A 16,422-nucleotide genomic window follows, 5' to 3' on the forward strand; every position below is an offset into this window, starting at 1 on the left:
TTCCGGGCCCTGACAGAGACGGTGGCGGGCGCGAGCCGCGACCAGATCCTCGACTTCCAGAAGGGTGTGGACATCATCGTGGTGGCAGGCCTGTCGCCGGGTGTGTTCGAATTCCGCGGCACGGCGGGTTTCGCGCCCTCGGGCAACCCCGAGTTGCGGCTGTTCGAGACGGCGACCGGATCGACAATCGTGCAGTTTGACGCGGACGGAAACGGCACCATCGACGCCGAGATCCGGGTGGCCAATGTCATCGGTCTGACGGCGACGGATTTCGTGCTCTGAGGATTGGCGACACCCGGAAGGCGCTGCGTACGGCCTGTCCGTCGGCGAGACGACCCTTGGTTCCCGGGTCAGGTCGCCTGTTCGAGCCGCTCGATCCGTCCCAGCAGGTTGCTGACGGTCGAGACATGCCATCTTCCACCGCGGCGGGTCCGGATGCCGCGGGCGTTCAGCGCATCGGCCATGGCGCGCAGGGTGGTGTGGCCCTCGGCACGGATCGCCTCGATGACTGGACGCAGGTCCTCTGCGAAATGATCGGCGTTGCGGCAGACAGTCTGCTGCAGCGCCGTGCCGCCCTTGCCAGCCCGCCTGAGGGCGGCTGACCCGTTCGGGTTGCCGAGCTTGACGCCACGCGCCCTGGCGGCCGCCAGCGCCTCTTTGGTGCGTTTCGAGATCGCCTCGCGCTCGGCCTGGGCGACGAGGGCCATGATGCCAACGGTCAGGTCGTTGGCCTCGGGCATGTCGCAGGCGAGGAAGGAGACACCGCTGCCCTGCAGGGTCAGCAGGAAGGCGGCGTTGCGGCTGAGGCGGTCCAGTTTCGCAATGACCAGCGTGGCGCCGGTCAAGCGGGCGAGGTTGAGGGCTTTCTCCAGTTCCGGGCGGTCGTTGCGGCCGCCGGACTCCACCTCGGTGAAGCGGGCCAGGACCTGCGCCGCGCGGGAGGTCGCCAAGGCGTCGATGGCGGTCCGCTGCGCCTCAAGGCCGAGGCCGGAGCGTCCCTGCCGCGCGGTCGAGACGCGCTCGTAGGCGATGATCCTGCTGAGACCCATGTACAAACCTGCGCAACCTTCGTTTGGCAGGTTTGTACATCGGATCAGGGGGTTAGTGTAGTCGGCAGAGGCCTCGCTCAGTCGTCTTTCCCGGGCAGGGTCAGGCGCCTGACGTGCTCGATCGGCGCTTCGGCCGGATCGTCGCCCGGGTTGACGATCGTGCGCCAGACGAAGGTGATCGGCTCGGCCTTCTGGCTCTCGGGAGTCGGCTGGATCCTGGTCCGCGCCACCGGGGTCAGGCCAAGCTCGGACATGAACCGGCCCATGATCTCCAGCTGCTTGTTGGCCACGGTCAGCCAGGGCGATTGCTGGACATAGCCGCTGGGGGCCTTGAGCAGGGCCGGCGTCTCCTTCAGCCGTTCCTCGGCTTCGACCCAGCGCCCATAGGCCTGGCAATAGGCGGCAAGGGCTGCCCGGTCCGCCAGCGTCAGCAGACCCGCCTCGACCATCGGCGTGGCCAGCCGCCGCCACTCCTTGCGCGCCACGTCCGAGAGATGGTCAGGGCAGCGCGGCAGCGCCGAGAGGCGTGTCTTCGCCAGCGTGTGCGGCTTCGGCTTGTGTTTCCTGGCCATCAGCTTTGCCGCACGAAGAGCCGCCGCAGCAGGTAGCTGCGGGCAAAGGAGACGGCGGTGAAGACCAGGCTCAGGGTGACATGCTGCCCGAGCCCTGCCTGCAGACCCACGGCTGTAAAAACCACCAACTGCGTGACGAAGGCCGTGCACCAGCCGACCAGCACATTTGCCATGGCCTCGAGGGCAGACAGGCCGCGTGACTGGCTCATGTCGCCGTCTCCAGCCGGTCCGCCGCGATGTCGACGAAGGTCCGGCCGCCGCCTTCCAGCACCGCCTTCTGGCCCGAATAGGCCTGCCAGCGCATCACGCAGACATCGACGTAGGCCGGATCGAGTTCCATCCCGAGGCAAACCCGCTTGGTGCTCTCGGCGGCGATCAGCGTGGTGCCCGACCCGGCGAACGGCTCGTAGATCGCCTGGCCGGGGCTGGAGTTGTTGAGGATCGGCCGTCGCATGCACTCCACCGGCTTCTGCGTGCCATGCACCGTTGCCGCGTCCTGGTCGCGGTTGGGGATCGTCCAGAGGGTCGATTGTTTGCGGTCGCCCGACCAATGCGCCTTGCCGCGGACGGCGTACCAGGCCGGCTCGTGCTGCCAGTGGAAATGCCCGCGGCTCAGGACAAGGCGTTCCTTGGCCCAGATGATCTGGCTGCGGATTTCGAAGCCGGTTGCGACAAGGCTTTCCGCCACCGTGCTGGCGTGCAGCGCGCCGTGCCAGACATAGGCCACGTCCCCCGGGAACAGTGCCCAGGCCTCGCGCCAGTCGGCCCTATCGTCATTCAGCACCTTGCCGGTGCGCTTCGTTCTGGTGGCGCCGGCCGCGTTGCGCCAGGCCGGGTCGTAGGCGACGCCGTAGGGCGGATCGGTCACCATCAGGTGCGGGCACACGCCGTTCAGCAGGCGGGTCACGGAAGTCGCGTCCGTCGCATCGCCGCAGAGCAGCCGGTGCGGACCGAGGTGCCAGAGATCGCCGGGACGTGAGACCGGGTGCGTCGGCGGTTCCGGCGTCGCCTCCTCGCGGGGATCACCCGCGCCGTGTTCGAACAGCGCATCCAGTTCAGGGCCGTCAAAGCCGAGGTCGCCGAGGTCGATGCCAAGCTCCGACAGATCGCCCAGTTCCAGCGACAGCAACTCCCGGTCCCAGCCCGCATTCTCGGCCAGCCGGTTATCGGCGAGGATGTAGGCGCGTTTCGAGGCCTCGCTGAGATGCGCCAGTTCGATGACCGGCACCCGCTCCAGCCCCAGCTTGCGCGCCGCCAGCACCCGGCCGTGCCCGGCGATGATGCCATTCGCCCCATCCACCAGCACCGGGTTGTTGAAGCCGAACTCCCGGATCGACCCGGCGATCTGCGCCAATTGGACGTCACTGTGGGTGCGCGCATTGCGGGCGTAAGGCACCAGGTCGGCCACCGGCCGCTGCTCGATCGCCCGTGCACCAGCTGCCGCCATCCCGTCGAATTCCTCTGCCGTCCGCTTTGCCATGACCCCCACCGCCTGATTGATCGCGCTTTCGGCGCCTGCCTAGCGGCGAGTGTAGCACAGGGGTTAGGGCATTGTTATTTCGATAGTTTCCGAAAAATCGCGACAAGAAATGAAATCCGCGACCGCCAAGCGCCGAGATCGCCAGCGCGAGAAACCAGCGGGGTAGCGCACAGCCGGGTCGGTTGCATTCATGCGTGACGGATGTGACGGAAGAAAACCAAACTTCTTTCACGCGCGCGCGTATGGGCAAAGTTGGTTTTGATCCGTCACATCCGTCACAGGCATGAATTCACACAACTTATTTCGGAGCGCTTCGAAAGATTGACAGCTCCGGGTTGAGCGGCTTGACTCGCGAAATCCGGGCAAGGGGGGGAGGCCTTGGGACACAATCGGCTACCGCGGCTGCCCGCCACGCGTGCGTGGAAGGACGTGGCGTCCCTCGTGACCTCAGGCGCGCCGTCCGAAGAGGTCGTCGCTGCATCCGCTCGAGCTGCCCAAAAGACCTTTTCGAACGCCATTGACGACCCGGTCTATGCCGAGGCGGTGGCCCTTCTGGTCATCGTTTCACAAGCGGGACAAGGCGACGATTTCGCTTCCAGCCTGCGTCGCAACGGGGTGGCGGTCGAGACCGCTCCGGACTTGATCGGATTGCTCGAAGCGGTCGGTCAGCGCCTTGATGCTGCAGGTCGTCAGGGCGGCGAAGTCAGCGATGTCGGTAGCCTCGCCCGAAGAGCCTTGTTAGGCGCCCTCTACACGAGCTTCAGTCAAGAGCTGCCAGGGTTGTTTCCGGAACCGGCCGACCTTCCGAAAGCGGTCCGGAAGTTCTCCAGCCCTGCCGGGTTTTCCGAACTGGCGCGTGCATTCTTCACGCGCATGACCGCCGAGACGCTGGCCTATTGGCTGGACCGGACCATGGGCGCGCAGATCGGCGACGGGCGTCGGTTTCAAGATGCGCATGACCGGAACGTCTTCGATGCCGCGCTTTCGCAATTCAGCGCCGAGGCCACGCGGATCATCAAGGAGTTTTCGGCGGGCTGGTACGCAAAGAACGCTTTTTCAAACCGGGGCGATTTGCGCGAAAGGTCAAAGGCATACGCGGCGATAGCCTTCAAGAAGATCAACGAAGAGTTGCAGCGCAGAGTCGGGGACGATGCCTGACACATCGGTCAGATGCGCCCTGGCATCCGGAGGCGAAAAGGTCCTGCCGATCCGATTTGCAGGACCAGACGCGAACTTCCGCCTTGAAACCGGTCGGATAGAGTACCGGATGACCTCCGAGATCGGTCCCCGGCTTCTCGACTTGCTGGAGATCGCGGCGACGGTTTTCTGCGCCGACACGACCTTTCCGCGAGGCGCCCTCGACCAGCCGCGAGAAGGTCGTGCGTGGCGCAGGGACCTGCACTTTCGGTTCGCCGTGCGGGACATCGCCTTCTGGGATCGTCCGGTGGTGCGCCAGGCACTGCGCGAGACCATAGAGTTCATGACCGACGATTGCGTCGACTGCGCTTTTGTCGCCGCGGAATTCAGCCCGACGCTTCAAAGCTATTTCAGGTTTGAAAACACTTCATCGGACAAGACCCGCATCGATGATGTCATCATGTTTTCGGGAGGTCTCGACTCTCTGGCCGGGACACTCAAGGTGCTCTGCGGGTCGCAAAAACGCGTCGCACTGGTCACGCATTTCTCGGCGCAGAAGACGATCCGGCGACAGGCCGAACTAATCGAGCAGTTGAAAACGCGGTTCCGCGATCGACTGCTCTGGATTCCCGTACACGTTCACAGAAGAAGGTCTCCTGCGAAGGAAAGCACCCAGCGAAGCCGGTCGCTGCTGTTTGCCGCGCTCGGCTGCGTAGTGGCCCGCATGCTGGGCGTCGACCACTTGCAATTCTACGAGAATGGAATCGTAAGCCAGAACCTGCCCCTGGCCCCGCCCATCGTCGGGACCCTGGCGACACGGACAACGCACCCGAGGACCCTCATGCTCCTGAGCGATTTCCTGTCCCAAGTGAGTGGACGCCCGTTTGAGGTGAACAATCCATTCGAATGGCTGACCAAAACCGAAGTGGTCCAGTCCATCGCCGAACTGAAGATGACGAACATGATCGGTCGGACAGTCAGTTGCAATCATACCTTCAAGCGCACGGCTGCCGAGCGGCATTGCGGGTCCTGTTCCCAGTGCCTCGATCGGCGGTTTGCGATCCTTGCCAATGGCCTGGCCGCGTCGGACCGGGCGGAAGATTACGCGACAGACGTCCTTTTCGGAGTGCGTGACAACGAGCAGGAGCGTGCCCTGGCAGTCGAATGGGTACGGCACGCGATCGACCTCGCGGAGATGCCGCCGGAGAAGTTCAATGAGACGTTCATGGATGAGTTACTCCGGGTGACTTCGCCGGTTCAGGATCGCAAGGCGGCCTTTTCCCGTTCCTTCGACATGCATCAGCGTCATGGTCGCGCTGTCGTCGGTGTCCTCAACACACTGCCATCGTCTGACATGGATGAATTTCCCGACAGATCGATCGCCGCCATGTTTGCCAGCCATGCCCGCACCGAGGTTTCCGTCACACCGGCTATCGCACCAGGTCCCGAAGCGCCCCCGCCGAGGATGGAACGATCTATAGCCTCGGACAATATCGTCGAGGTCGTCCGCCGCGGGCCGTCAAGTTTCGACGTGCTTGGCATCCAGGGGTATTCCGGTCCGCGCGCACGAATCCTGTCCTGCCTGCTGGATGTCCTGATCGAAGACCGGCAGCAGGGTCGCCCGATCCGGGAGTTTCGTGGTTTGACAGGCCGGGCACTGGCCGACAAATTGAATGCGACGGAATACAACATTCGCCAGGACATTCATCGCATCAAATCCGATTTCAGGGCTTCATGGACAGCCATTTATGATATGCCACCACCAAAGGACCTGCTGATCGGAAACCGCTCCGATAAAGGCTACTTTCTGAACCCGAAGATCCATGTCGTCACCCCCGAAAACGTGGGGTAGCCAACGGGTATTGTCACACGGTGTCACGCGGCCTGTCACATGACAGGAGGAGCGGCGCTGATTTTATTGAATATTTTCACGTCAGTCTGTCACATGGTGCGCTCCTCCCGTAATTGAGGGGCCTCGCCCCCAGAGCCAGAATAGACCTCGGATGGCGCGCCGGGCGCCGAAGACTACGAGGTCTCGGGCATGAAAAACGATCTGGAAGATACCGCCTCGGCCAAGTTCCTGATTGAACCGGAACTGGCCAAGCGCTGGAAGAAGACGCGCCGCACGATCCAGCGCATGCGCAGCAACGGCAGCGGGCCGGCCTACCACCGGATCGGCGGCTCGATCCTCTACAAGATCGAGGACGTCGAGGCCTACGAGGCCGCCGCGCGCGTACCGGGGGTGAAGTCATGACCGCGCCCTTCACCGGGCCCGAGCCGGACCACCAGCACCTCCGGGATCTCCAGATACACCTGACCATGCTCTTTGGATATTGCGAGGGCTTTGTTGCCGTCCGAATGCTGCGCGAAACAGGCACGGGTGATGCAAAGCCCCAATCCCGTTACCTGCCAGTTGACAGCGGTTTGTATGACAGCCTCCGTGATCTTGTCGGACCGGCGGCCAGGGACCAGCGCGGTCTCTATGTCGTGCCCTGCACCGTCAGGGCACCCGGCAGCGCGAAGGCCGGGGATATCTTCGAGACCTGTGCGATCCCGGTCGATCTCGACAAGGGTAATGTCGAAGCCAAGCGCAAGCACCTCGAACATCACCTCGGTCTGGCCACCGAGGTTGTCACGTCGGGCGGCCGCACGCCCGAAGGCCAGGCCAAGCTGCATCTCTACTGGAGGTTGACCGAAGCTTGCTCCGGCGCGGAACTGGAAAAGGTTGTCGAGATCCGTCAACTGATGATTGCGGCGGTCGATGCCGACGCGTCGTTCCAGAAACTGACCCAGCCGATCCGTGTTCCTGGGTCCATCCACGGCAAGAACGGTGTCCGCACCTGGGTGGCGATCGAGACCTCGACCGGCTGGGAATACGATTTGGATGAAATGCTCGAGGACGCCCGGCGCATGCCGCGCATGCCCGGGTTGCCGCCGCATATCGATACCGGCAAGCCTTGGGGTACTGGGCCGACGGTCGAAGAGTTGCAGAAATCCCGGGTGCGCGCAGGATACGAGGACGATCTCTCGAGGTACGAGGCGCTTTCGAAGGTCATCGGTCATTGGGTGCGCCTCGCGCGCCTCGGCCAGTGTTCCGTCGAAGAAGCCTGGGCCGCCGTGGTCGATTACAATCAGGCCTGCATCGTTCCCCCGTGGCCATCGGAGAGGCTCAAAAGGGAATTCGATGCCCTGCTCGGACTTGATCAGCGGAACCACCGCGCGGATTGGGACCAGCGGCAGGCGAGCGATGAAGAGACAGGTGACGAGAACAAAGGTGGCGCAGAGGCGGCGAGGGCGGAGCCGCCTGCCGGTAGTGAAGACGCGCTCGCCGGCAGTTTTGTTGAAGAATTCGGTCCGCAATGGCGCTACGTCGCTCCCTGGGGCAAATGGTTGCACTGGGACGGTCGGACATGGTCCACCGACGAAACCCAGAGCGTGGTCCACCAGATCCGAGGCGTGGTCCGCAAGGAGACCGTCGGTCTGAAGCCGCGCGACGCGCAGAAACTCGCGACCAACAGGACTTTCCGCGCGGTCGAGCGCATTGCCTCCAGCGACCGCAGAATTGCCTCGCGTCCTTCGGATTGGGACGCCCATGATGCGCTGCTGAATACCCCGTCAGGCGTGATCGACCTCCAGACCGGCGAGATCTTGCCACATGATCCCTCGCTACTGCTTACGCAGGCGACCGGCGCGTCCCCCGGGGGACAGTGTCCCACCTGGATGCGCTTCATCGACGAGATCACTGGGGGCGATGCCGCGCTTGCGGCCTACCTGGCGCGGATCTGCGGCTACTGCCTGACCGGCGACACCGGCGAGCAGGTCTTCTTCTTCTTTCACGGCGCCGGGGCCAACGGCAAATCCGTGTTTCTGCAAACCGTGTCCAGGACCCTCGGCTCCTACGCCGCCACCGCCCCTCTGGACAGCTTCATGATCGGTCGCGGGACAAGTCACCCAACAGACATTGCTGGCTTGCGTGGCAAGCGCCTGGTCACCGTCTCGGAAACCGAACCGGGTCGCGCCTGGGCGGAAAGCAGGATCAAGACGATCACCGGTGGCGATCCGATCCGGGCCCGCTTTCTCTACCAGGACTTCTTCGAGTTCGTGCCGACATTCAAGCTGATCGTCGCGGGCAACCATCGGCCGCAGTTGACCGGCGTCGGGGAAGCGATGCGCCGTCGCCTGCACCTCGTGCCGTTCGACATCACCATTCCGCCTGATCGCCGCGACAAGCAACTCGCGCATCGTCTTGAAACGGAACTTGGCGGGGTCCTGTCGTGGATGATCGCTGGATACCACGAATGGCAGCAGAAAGGTCTCGACGCACCGCAAAGAATACTCGAGGCTTCAAGGTCCTACTTCGCCGACGAGGATCTCGTTGGCCAGTGGATCGACGAAGAGCTCGATATCGGCGAGGACCACACGGCAACGGCAAAGGCACTGTTCGCCAGTTGGGGTGCATGGGCAGAGGCGAACGGCACTGACCGCGGTTCCCAGAAGACCCTGGGCGAAGCTCTCAGGTCCCGCGGGTTCGAAAACGGGCGGTCACGGGCCGGCTGGTTCTGGCGCGGCCTCGCGGTTCGCAGCCGCCGCCAGGGGAGTGACGCATGAAGCTGCCCAACGCCTTGAACCCGAACCTCCTGTCTCCCGCCGAACGCCGCGCCGAACTCTGCCGCCTGCTGGCCCTCGGGCTGGTCCGCCTCCGGATGCGGGAGAACGCGCAACTGTCTGCGCCTGATGGAGACTTTCCGCTACACAACTCGGCCGACCGGAGCGGTCATGCAACCACCGCAAAACGGAGAACGGCATGACCCACGACACAATCCCCGCGCGCCTGGCCGCACTGAAAACCACGCCAACCCCGGAGTTGAAGCAACAGTGGCGGGACCTGTTCGACAGCGAACCGCCACCGTTCAATCGGCGTTACCTCGAGTCCCGCCTGGCTTACCGCATCCAGGAACTCGCCTATGGCGGGCTGAAGCCTGAGACCATCCGGCGTCTGGAGCGGCTGGGCGAGGAACTGGACGGAGGAGACAAGAAGAAGCGCGGAATGCGCCTCGACCGCGACCGCCCCATCACCGGCACGCGGCTGCTGCGGGAATGGCAGGGACTCGAATACGTCGTCACCGTCACCGCCGACGGCTTCGAATGGCAGGGTCGGCCCTACAAGTCGCTGTCGGCGATCGCACGCGCCATCACCGGAACCCGCTGGAACGGGCTCGTTTTCTTTGGGCTCAAGCGGCAGGGAGGCCGGGCATGACCAAGGTGGCTGACAAATCCAAGGTAGTTCGAAAACTCCGCTGCGCCGTCTACACCCGGAAATCCTCCGAGGAAGGGCTGGAGCAGGAGTTCAATTCGCTGCACGCCCAAAGCGAGGCCTGCGAGGCCTTCATCGCCAGCCAGCGCTCCGAGGGATGGGTGCTGGTTCGCGATCAGTATGACGACGGCGGCATCTCGGGCGGCACGCTGGACCGGCCCGGCCTTCAGACGCTGATGGCAGACATCGAGGACGGGCTGGTCGACGTGGTGGTGGTCTACAAGATCGACCGCCTCAGCCGCTCGCTGGCCGACTTCGCCAAGCTGGTCGAGGTGTTCGACCGCAATGGCGTGACGTTCGTTTCCGTGACGCAGTCCTTCAACACCACCACGTCGATGGGGCGGCTGACGCTGAACATCCTGCTCAGCTTCGCCCAGTTCGAGCGCGAGGTGACCGCCGAGCGCATCCGCGACAAGGTCGCTGCCAGCCGGAAGAAGGGCATGTGGATGGGCGGGGTGCCGCCCTACGGCTATCGCGTCGAGAACCGGAAGCTGCTGGTCGATGACGAGAGCGCCGCGCATGTGCGCTGGATCTTCGCCCGCTTCCTCGAGATCGGTTCGGCCACGGAACTGGCGCGAGAGGTCGCGCGGCACGGTATCCGGACGCCCAGGGGCAACCAGATCGACAAGAAATACCTGTACCGGCTGCTCTCGAACCGCGCCTACATCGGCGAGGCGGTCCACAAGGGCGAAAGCTACCCCGGCGAGCACGATGCCATCATCGACCGCGAGACATGGGACCGGGTTCACGCCATCCTGCAGGAGAGCCCCCGCAAGCGCGCCGCTCGCACCCGCGCCGAGACGCCAGCACTGCTGAAAGGGCTGCTGTTCGGGCCGGATGGCGCGGCCTTTTCGCCAAGCCACACCCGCAAGGGCGACAGGCTCTACCGCTACTATGTCAGCCAGACGGTGTTGAAGCATGGTGCCGGATCATGTCCGGTCGGCCGCGTGCCAGCGGGCGAGATCGAAGCCGCCGTAATCAACCAACTGCGCGCCGTGTTCCGCCAGCCCGAGGTCGTGGCGGGCACTTGGAAGGCGGCGCGCGCCCATGCCGACGACATCACCGAGGCCGACGCCCGCACGGCCCTGCAGCAACTCGACCCGCTGTGGGGAGAACTCTTCCCTGCCGAGCAGGCCCGCATCGTCGCGCTGCTGGTCGAACGCGTGGACATCGGCGTGAACGGCTTGAAAGTCCGGCTGCGCGTGGACGGCCTCGGCGGCCTCGCGCGGGAGATGCTTGCCGGCGGGATTGGAGAAACAGCATGACTCGCGCGGCGCCGATACCGGACACCGTGACGCTCCACGTCCCGTTCCGCATCGTGAAGCGCGGCGGGCGAAAAGAGATGCAGCTGCCAGACGGCGCTGCCCCGCCGCGCAGGACCGACAACACGCTGGTCAAGGCGCTGGCGCGCGCCTTCCGATGGAAGCGCCTGCTGGAGTCCGGCGATTTCGCCACCATCGCCGAACTGGCCGAGCGCGAAGGCATCGCGCCGTCCTACATAACTCGCGTCCTGCGGCTCACACTGCTCGCGCCTGACATCGTTGAGGCGATCCTGGCCGGTAAGCAGAGGCCGGAGGTGACACTGGCGCGGGTGCTGGAGCCTTTCCCGGTGGAATGGGAAGACCAGCGACAATCTTTTACCCGATCGACGTGAACGGCACGAACCGACAACTCGGTGCGCAGCCACCCACTGAGATGCAGCGCAACAGAACTGGACGTTCGCGCCATATGCAATACTTCAGCGGCGGTGAAGGTCGGGTGTTCGCGACTTTCATGTCGTCCGATAGCAGCGCTCGGAGCGCCCCGGACTCCTATTCTGATACACTTCCCAACCAGAATCAGAGTAGGTCCGACCCGTTCTTGGATAGGTAATCCTTTCGGAACTCGTCGTAGTAGCGGTTGTTGACTACGTCGACCACTCCATCCCGCACTTTCTGAAAGACACGTTCATACAAGAAGGCGCTTCCTTCAGGAACAATCCCCATCGCCTTCATAATTCTTTTGCCACCGACCTTTGGATCTGCTGAGTACTCCCTCTGCCAGAAGTCATACATTTCTCTTGCTTTCGCCCATGCAGCGAGACTGGTCTCGGTCGCCTTCGCGTTTTCCCAAGGGAATTGTTTCTCGCGTACATGCCCTAAACTATCGTACTCCAGAGGTCTGAGGTTGGCTTCATTGCCGGATAGGACCCAACCACTCGCATGTCGAACCTTTCCGTTGATGAGCATCGAAACGAGCGAGATACCAACATCGTGTGTCTCACAAAATGTCGAGATGGTTCCTGAGAATCTTTCTCCCGTCATTGCGTTTGCGAAATCGTACGCTTGGTTGTACCGATTGACCTTTTGCTCAGTGCCCTTGAAAGTCCAACCAGCTACAGAATGGACTTCGCCGCTGGTTTTCAATTTTTGAACTGCCCTCTGGTTCACTCCGATGTGCCGAGAAAGATCGACTAGCGTTCCCTGGAATGCCTCCCCAGTGAACGCGTTAATGAAGTCGTAGATCTTCTTGCCGCCCCAGCGCCTGTACTGCGCGTCAGATTGCTTTTCTCGGACTGTATCGCTCGGGTTAGAGACGCCATCGCCGCCATCCGTGTTGTTGAAAAGTGGACCCTTACCGAGATCGGCACGTCCGAAAAAGTGGATCAGAGCCTGTTCAACCAGTAGTGCGTTCTCTTCGTTCGACTTGGCGATGACCTCAGGTTCGACAACAAGGCCCTGCGCCGACCTTGAAGCAATTAGCTTACTTAGTCGGTCGTTTGTTCTAGCTTTGGCCCAAGTGTGAGATACTGCCCTGTTTCCGCACCCCTTGCCAACATAGACAGGCTCGCCCGTTGCTGGGTCGCGAAACAGGTAGACATAGAAGTTATTTTCACCGTCCATTGCCGCCAACTCTCAACCCAGGCTTCGGAAGAGGCAACCTTGAATTCCTGCTCCAGGCTCGTAACCCTCATGCGGCATCGCAGCGCAAGCCCTCAGGGCCACGTTCGACAGCGTCGCTCGCGGCCCAGAGCCGCCCTTGGCTTGATCATCTAACGCCGCGATGCGGCTTCACCAGAACAGTCATTCGGCACACCGTGCAGCATTTTCGATGACCGAGGGGAAGGTCGCGGGACGAAGTTGGTCTTGCCCCCGTTTCACCGGACACTCAGGCGGTTGCGGATTGGGCTGCGATGAACTCGCGAGGCGAGCGCATTTTCAGCCCTGAGTGCGGGTGGTTTTCGTTGTAGTCCTCGATCCAGCCTCCGATCAATCCGAGAACGGCCTGTGCGTCTGGCAACGGCGTCACCTGGACGTAATCGCGTTTCAGGGTCTTCACGAAAGCCTCTGAGATGCCGTTGCTTTGCGGGCTCTGAACCGGTGTGAAGCAGGACTTCAGACCGAGTTGGCGGGCGAAGATCTGCGTGTCCTTAGCGAGGTAGGGCGAGCCGTTGTCGGTCAGCATCTCGATGACCGAAGGCGCGCGGTGACCGCCAAAGCGGCGTTCCACGGCCTCGAGCATGATGTCACGGATGTCGGAGCCGCTGATCCCGGCGTTCACTACCGCCCGCCAGGCTATGATCTCGCGATCGTGGGCATCGATGATGAATGCACCGCGCACGATGTCGCCGTTCCAGCAGGTGAACTCGAACCCGTCCGAGCACCAGCGCAGGTTCGAGCGCATGACGGTCACCTTGCCGTCGTGAACATGCTCGGGACGCTCGGAGTATTTCCGCGCCAGCAGCAGATTATGGGCCTGCATGATCCGGTAGACCCGCTTGTGATTGACTGGCGCCAGGCCCTCGGAGCGCAACTGGCGGTTCAGGATTGCCGTGATCCGTCGATAGCCGTAGGTCGGGCGCGCCGCCACCAGAGTCATGATCAACGGCACCAGCGCCGCGTCTTGCGCTTTATGATAGCGCCGCCGCGGCTTCGTTCTCCCGTTCAGCCGGTCGATCAGGTTCGAGCGGGCCACCCCCAGGGTTTGAGCCACGACCTTCACCGGAAATCGTCCTTCAGCGGCGACCGCGCGAGCAAGGTCGGTTTTTTTGACCGTGACTTGTCCAGCGCCTCGCGCAGGATCTCCGCCTCCAGCGTCTTGCGCCCGAGCTGGCGTTCGAGCTCGCGGATACGGTCCTCCATCTGGCGGACGACTTTGTTGCTTGTGACCTCATCGTCCTCGGACACGGCGACACTTCCCCCTTCGAGCATGAGCCGACGCCAACGATACAGCAGGTTGGGCGCCACGCCATTGCGGCGCGCGACCACCGAAATGCTGGCCCGGTCGTTCAGCGTCTCCTCCACGATCCGCAGCTTCTCGGCGGCAGTCCAGCGGCGCCGACGGCCGCCATCGGTGATGATCTCTATCTCAGACATAAGCACGTGCTCAGGCATATGCCTAAGCCTCCATGGTTATGCCCAAGTGTCCGGTCGAAAAGGGGGCCAGTTCAGAAGTGCCCTTTCGCTGCGGATGGATCAAGGTCCGGTTTAGGCGGGCCGCTTGTTTAGAAAAAATGCACAGTGCCTGGTCTAAGGCCTATGTAGAGACAAGGAAGCTTACTAAGGACTGAAGCGATCAGACGGTCTGTACCCGTTTCGGCTCATATCAGGTTGGCATTCTCATATGGCGGTGATGTGAGCTACTCCCCAACGTTTGGACAGTTTCTGTCCCAAATCTGCAGCCACCCATCGCCAACACACCGTCACTCGACTGCTATGTCCACCGGGAGTTGCGACAGGACATCTTTGGGAATTCTAAATTTGTCAGCCAAGTTCGCCCGCGCCTCGCTTGACTGAACGTGGCAGATGGCGGCCAGCCCCTCGTTCTTGGCCGCCAAAAGGTCATCCATCGCCGCCGCCGATCCGAGCGCGTCCATCTGCATAACGCTTGCGTACCACGTCATGTCCCGTGGCAAGAGCCGCAAGGTTCGATTGACAACCCAACATCCAAAACCGTGCGCGACGATGGACGCCTCGTGCCCGGCCTTGTTCAAGCAAGAGTTGCAAACCAGTACGGCGGCCGTACAGACGATATTCTTTTCCAGGAAGGCGAGCGCGGTGTCCGGGTCCCAATGCTGCGGGTCCAGACCAACATACTGCACAACCATGCCATCCGTGGCAAAGGTCCCCAACCACGACCGCGACGCCTGAACAAGTGCCTCAAACCCCGTGCCAGCGCCCGCGATGACAAAGGGCTGCGCCGCAACCATGTGACGCTCTAAGGCGGATGCCATCGTCATGGATGTGACGCGCCCCAGCCCGTCGATATGGTACAGGTCGGCATTTCGGGCCGCGTCTGCAGCAGGGACGGACGGGCCATGACCCGACAGACCTTGGCCGGACTTGCCGGCAACCATGAAATAAACCTGCAGGCGACTTGAGGCCTTCAGCGCCTTTCCAATATCGGTCTTGTGCGTCGTTAACGCGGCCTGCAATTCCTGTCCTGCCTCAACTATCGTTTGCAGACTATCGCGCGCCTGTTGGCTGAGCCCTGCGCCCAGATCGCCTTTTTCCGTCATCCCAAGCTTGCCTACCCTGTGTTTGTAAGTCTACCGTAGGTTTAACCTTCACATCCGGCAAGCCCGCTCGCTATCGAGAAAGACGGACCCGCGCAAAGGAAAGAGCCCGATGAATATTCCTGACCGCATGTTGGCTGACTGGATCATGGCCAAGACCAACCCGAACGGCGAGCGCAAGCCAGACCAATCCAGATCCGGGCAAGCCGTATTGGCCCCCGCTGTCACAGTTGAATCCTGGGCGCGAAACCCTGAACACGATGGCGAAGGGGGAGGTGCCGAGCGTGGGTGGATGTTTCGCTGGACGGACAGGGCTGGCGTCGCGCAAGATTTGTTTTTGCAACAATCCGGCGCCTTGATTGACGAAGCCCGGGCGAAAGAGATCTGCTCGTCGTTGGAGATGCCAGAGCATTGGATGCTGCAGGCGCCGCCTGAGATCCCAAGCGCCTTCATCAACATGGTCGAAGGGCTTTCTCAGGCATTCAGGAACCCCCAGAACGGTATCAGCGTCGGGTCAGACCGCGCGTTTGATATCAGACTGAATGGACGCGAGTTCCGGTTTCCATTCGATGCGCTTCCGAAAGACAAGAACAAACCGGACGACCGTTTTCTCGAAGTATTTCTCGAATGCATCAACAGTCTGGAGATCCAGTTGCCGGCAGACTCCGTTCTGGTGCGCCAAATGGATCTGGAGGAAACAGAAACCGACATTCGCGCGATTTCAGAAGCCGAAAACCACAAAATCGAGTTCGCGGATGGTCCCGACGGTGCGCGCGTCTGGCGCTTGACCACCCAGGGTGGGCAACACCGCGAGGCCAGCGTGCAAACCACCGTGGATGCAAACCAGCGTCGCAGGGTGGGGGATGCCGGGACGATGGTTGCCGTCAATCAGTTGGCGTTGCCGAACGCGCCGTCGGGGGCAAATGGCAGTGTCGTTTCCTACCGCCCGCGCCTCTCAGTCTTCGGATTGGACTCGCCGGGAAGGCTGTTCCAAAGGGCCCGTGGACGCTCCGTTTCAGAGGCCAATTTCACGGGGTTTGATCGCGACTATGAGCGGCCCGAGGTGGACCGGCAGCGCATTGTCGATTTCGTCACAAGGATCGTCAACGACGGAGACCGGATCGCAGTCGACCCAGACGGCCAAAGCGCGGACCCGACAGACGACAGGGATAGTGTCGAAATCCTCGGCAACGACATCGACCTCATGGCAATGGTTCGAACAAAGAACGCCGCGCGAACCGGTGGCAATATTTCCCAGCGCGCCTATCGAGAGCACGAAGAACGCTCAAAAGAGCATGGCCATGAAAAGTCGCCGGATCGGGACCGGGATAAGGGTAAAGGCAAGGAAGAAGAACACGAGCATTAACGCAGCAACG

17 protein-coding genes are annotated in these 16,422 nt (G+C 62.4%); 10 read left to right on the forward strand and 7 right to left on the reverse strand.

The genetic code is table 11. From position 1 onward, the window contains the following. A partial coding sequence (locus tag MAA8898_RS26165; protein ID WP_370738613.1) for a hypothetical protein occupies positions 1-282 on the forward strand: 282 nt, incomplete at its 5' end. A gap of 68 nt (positions 283-350) precedes the next feature. On the opposite strand, the gene MAA8898_RS05615 is transcribed toward MAA8898_RS26165, so the two are convergent. The 4 genes from MAA8898_RS05615 to MAA8898_RS05630 form a co-directional block, all read right to left on the reverse strand. Next, positions 351-1,049: a recombinase family protein gene (locus MAA8898_RS05615; RefSeq protein ID WP_094020025.1), complete on the reverse strand. Its 699-nt coding sequence runs from the start codon at positions 1,047-1,049 to the stop codon at positions 351-353. A gap of 77 nt (positions 1,050-1,126) precedes the next feature. Next, on the reverse strand, positions 1,127-1,621 hold the full coding sequence (locus MAA8898_RS05620) for a phage terminase small subunit P27 family (RefSeq protein ID WP_094020026.1): 495 nt from the start codon (positions 1,619-1,621) through the stop codon (positions 1,127-1,129). Further along, positions 1,621-1,830, reverse strand: coding sequence for a DUF7220 family protein (locus tag MAA8898_RS05625; RefSeq protein WP_094020027.1), 210 nt, complete (start codon positions 1,828-1,830; stop codon positions 1,621-1,623). The genes MAA8898_RS05620 and MAA8898_RS05625 overlap by 1 nt, the downstream gene beginning before the upstream one ends. Further along, positions 1,827-3,101, reverse strand: coding sequence for a site-specific DNA-methyltransferase (locus MAA8898_RS05630; protein ID WP_245853249.1), 1,275 nt, complete (start codon positions 3,099-3,101; stop codon positions 1,827-1,829). The genes MAA8898_RS05625 and MAA8898_RS05630 overlap by 4 nt, the downstream gene beginning before the upstream one ends. A 429-nt stretch (positions 3,102-3,530) precedes the next feature. Here MAA8898_RS05630 and MAA8898_RS25715 point away from each other — a divergent pair, with 429 nt between their 5' ends. The 8 genes from MAA8898_RS25715 to MAA8898_RS05670 all read left to right on the forward strand — a co-directional run bounded on the left by MAA8898_RS25715 (position 3,531) and on the right by MAA8898_RS05670 (position 11,206). Beyond that, a complete protein-coding gene (locus MAA8898_RS25715; RefSeq protein WP_176445076.1) occupies positions 3,531-4,259 on the forward strand; it encodes a hypothetical protein in 729 nt (242 codons plus the stop codon). Between the two features lie 109 nt (positions 4,260-4,368). Further along, positions 4,369-6,090 (forward strand): 7-cyano-7-deazaguanine synthase, encoded by a 1,722-nt coding sequence (locus tag MAA8898_RS05640; protein ID WP_176445077.1) that lies wholly within the window; start codon positions 4,369-4,371, stop codon positions 6,088-6,090. Positions 6,091-6,279: 189 nt separating this feature from the next. Continuing rightward, entirely contained in the window at positions 6,280-6,492 is a 213-nt protein-coding gene (locus MAA8898_RS05645) for a helix-turn-helix transcriptional regulator (protein ID WP_094020031.1), read from the forward strand. Then, complete coding sequence (locus MAA8898_RS05650; protein ID WP_094020032.1) at positions 6,489-8,846, forward strand: phage/plasmid primase, P4 family; 2,358 nt, start codon at positions 6,489-6,491, stop codon at positions 8,844-8,846. The genes MAA8898_RS05645 and MAA8898_RS05650 overlap by 4 nt, the downstream gene beginning before the upstream one ends. Next, the gene (locus tag MAA8898_RS05655) at positions 8,843-9,046 is read left to right on the forward strand and encodes a hypothetical protein (RefSeq protein WP_094020033.1); all 204 of its coding nucleotides are present in this window, start codon (positions 8,843-8,845) and stop codon (positions 9,044-9,046) included. The genes MAA8898_RS05650 and MAA8898_RS05655 overlap by 4 nt, the downstream gene beginning before the upstream one ends. Then, positions 9,043-9,495, forward strand: coding sequence for a DUF2924 domain-containing protein (locus tag MAA8898_RS05660; protein ID WP_094020034.1), 453 nt, complete (start codon positions 9,043-9,045; stop codon positions 9,493-9,495). Before MAA8898_RS05655 ends, MAA8898_RS05660 begins: the two co-directional genes overlap by 4 nt. Further along, positions 9,492-10,817 carry a recombinase family protein gene (locus MAA8898_RS05665; RefSeq protein ID WP_094020035.1) on the forward strand — a complete coding sequence of 442 codons (1,326 nt, stop codon included), beginning with the start codon at positions 9,492-9,494 and terminating at the stop codon, positions 10,815-10,817. The genes MAA8898_RS05660 and MAA8898_RS05665 overlap by 4 nt, the downstream gene beginning before the upstream one ends. Then, a complete protein-coding gene (locus MAA8898_RS05670) occupies positions 10,814-11,206 on the forward strand; it encodes a hypothetical protein (RefSeq protein WP_094020036.1) in 393 nt (130 codons plus the stop codon). Before MAA8898_RS05665 ends, MAA8898_RS05670 begins: the two co-directional genes overlap by 4 nt. A 184-nt stretch (positions 11,207-11,390) precedes the next feature. On the opposite strand, the gene MAA8898_RS25720 is transcribed toward MAA8898_RS05670, so the two are convergent. The 3 genes from MAA8898_RS25720 to MAA8898_RS05680 form a co-directional block, all read right to left on the reverse strand. Next, complete coding sequence (locus tag MAA8898_RS25720; protein WP_141194800.1) at positions 11,391-12,443, reverse strand: GIY-YIG nuclease family protein; 1,053 nt, start codon at positions 12,441-12,443, stop codon at positions 11,391-11,393. Positions 12,444-12,699: 256 nt separating this feature from the next. Next, a protein-coding gene (locus MAA8898_RS05675; RefSeq protein WP_094020037.1) for an IS3 family transposase occupies positions 12,700-13,925 on the reverse strand; the annotation gives its coding sequence in 2 pieces (ribosomal slippage) (positions 12,700-13,583 and positions 13,583-13,925; 1,227 coding nt in all). A 308-nt stretch (positions 13,926-14,233) separates the two neighbouring features. Then, positions 14,234-15,049 (reverse strand): hypothetical protein, encoded by an 816-nt coding sequence (locus MAA8898_RS05680; RefSeq protein WP_094020038.1) that lies wholly within the window; start codon positions 15,047-15,049, stop codon positions 14,234-14,236. 109 nt (positions 15,050-15,158) lie between these two features. On the opposite strand from MAA8898_RS05680, the gene MAA8898_RS05685 reads away from it, so the two are divergent. Further along, positions 15,159-16,412, forward strand: coding sequence for a hypothetical protein (locus tag MAA8898_RS05685; RefSeq protein WP_094020039.1), 1,254 nt, complete (start codon positions 15,159-15,161; stop codon positions 16,410-16,412). The last annotated feature ends 10 nt before the right edge of the window (positions 16,413-16,422 follow it).

Origin of the sequence: Antarctobacter aquimaris, assembly GCF_900184945.1 — a bacterium.
Classification (GTDB): domain Bacteria; phylum Pseudomonadota; class Alphaproteobacteria; order Rhodobacterales; family Rhodobacteraceae; genus Maliponia; species Maliponia aquimaris.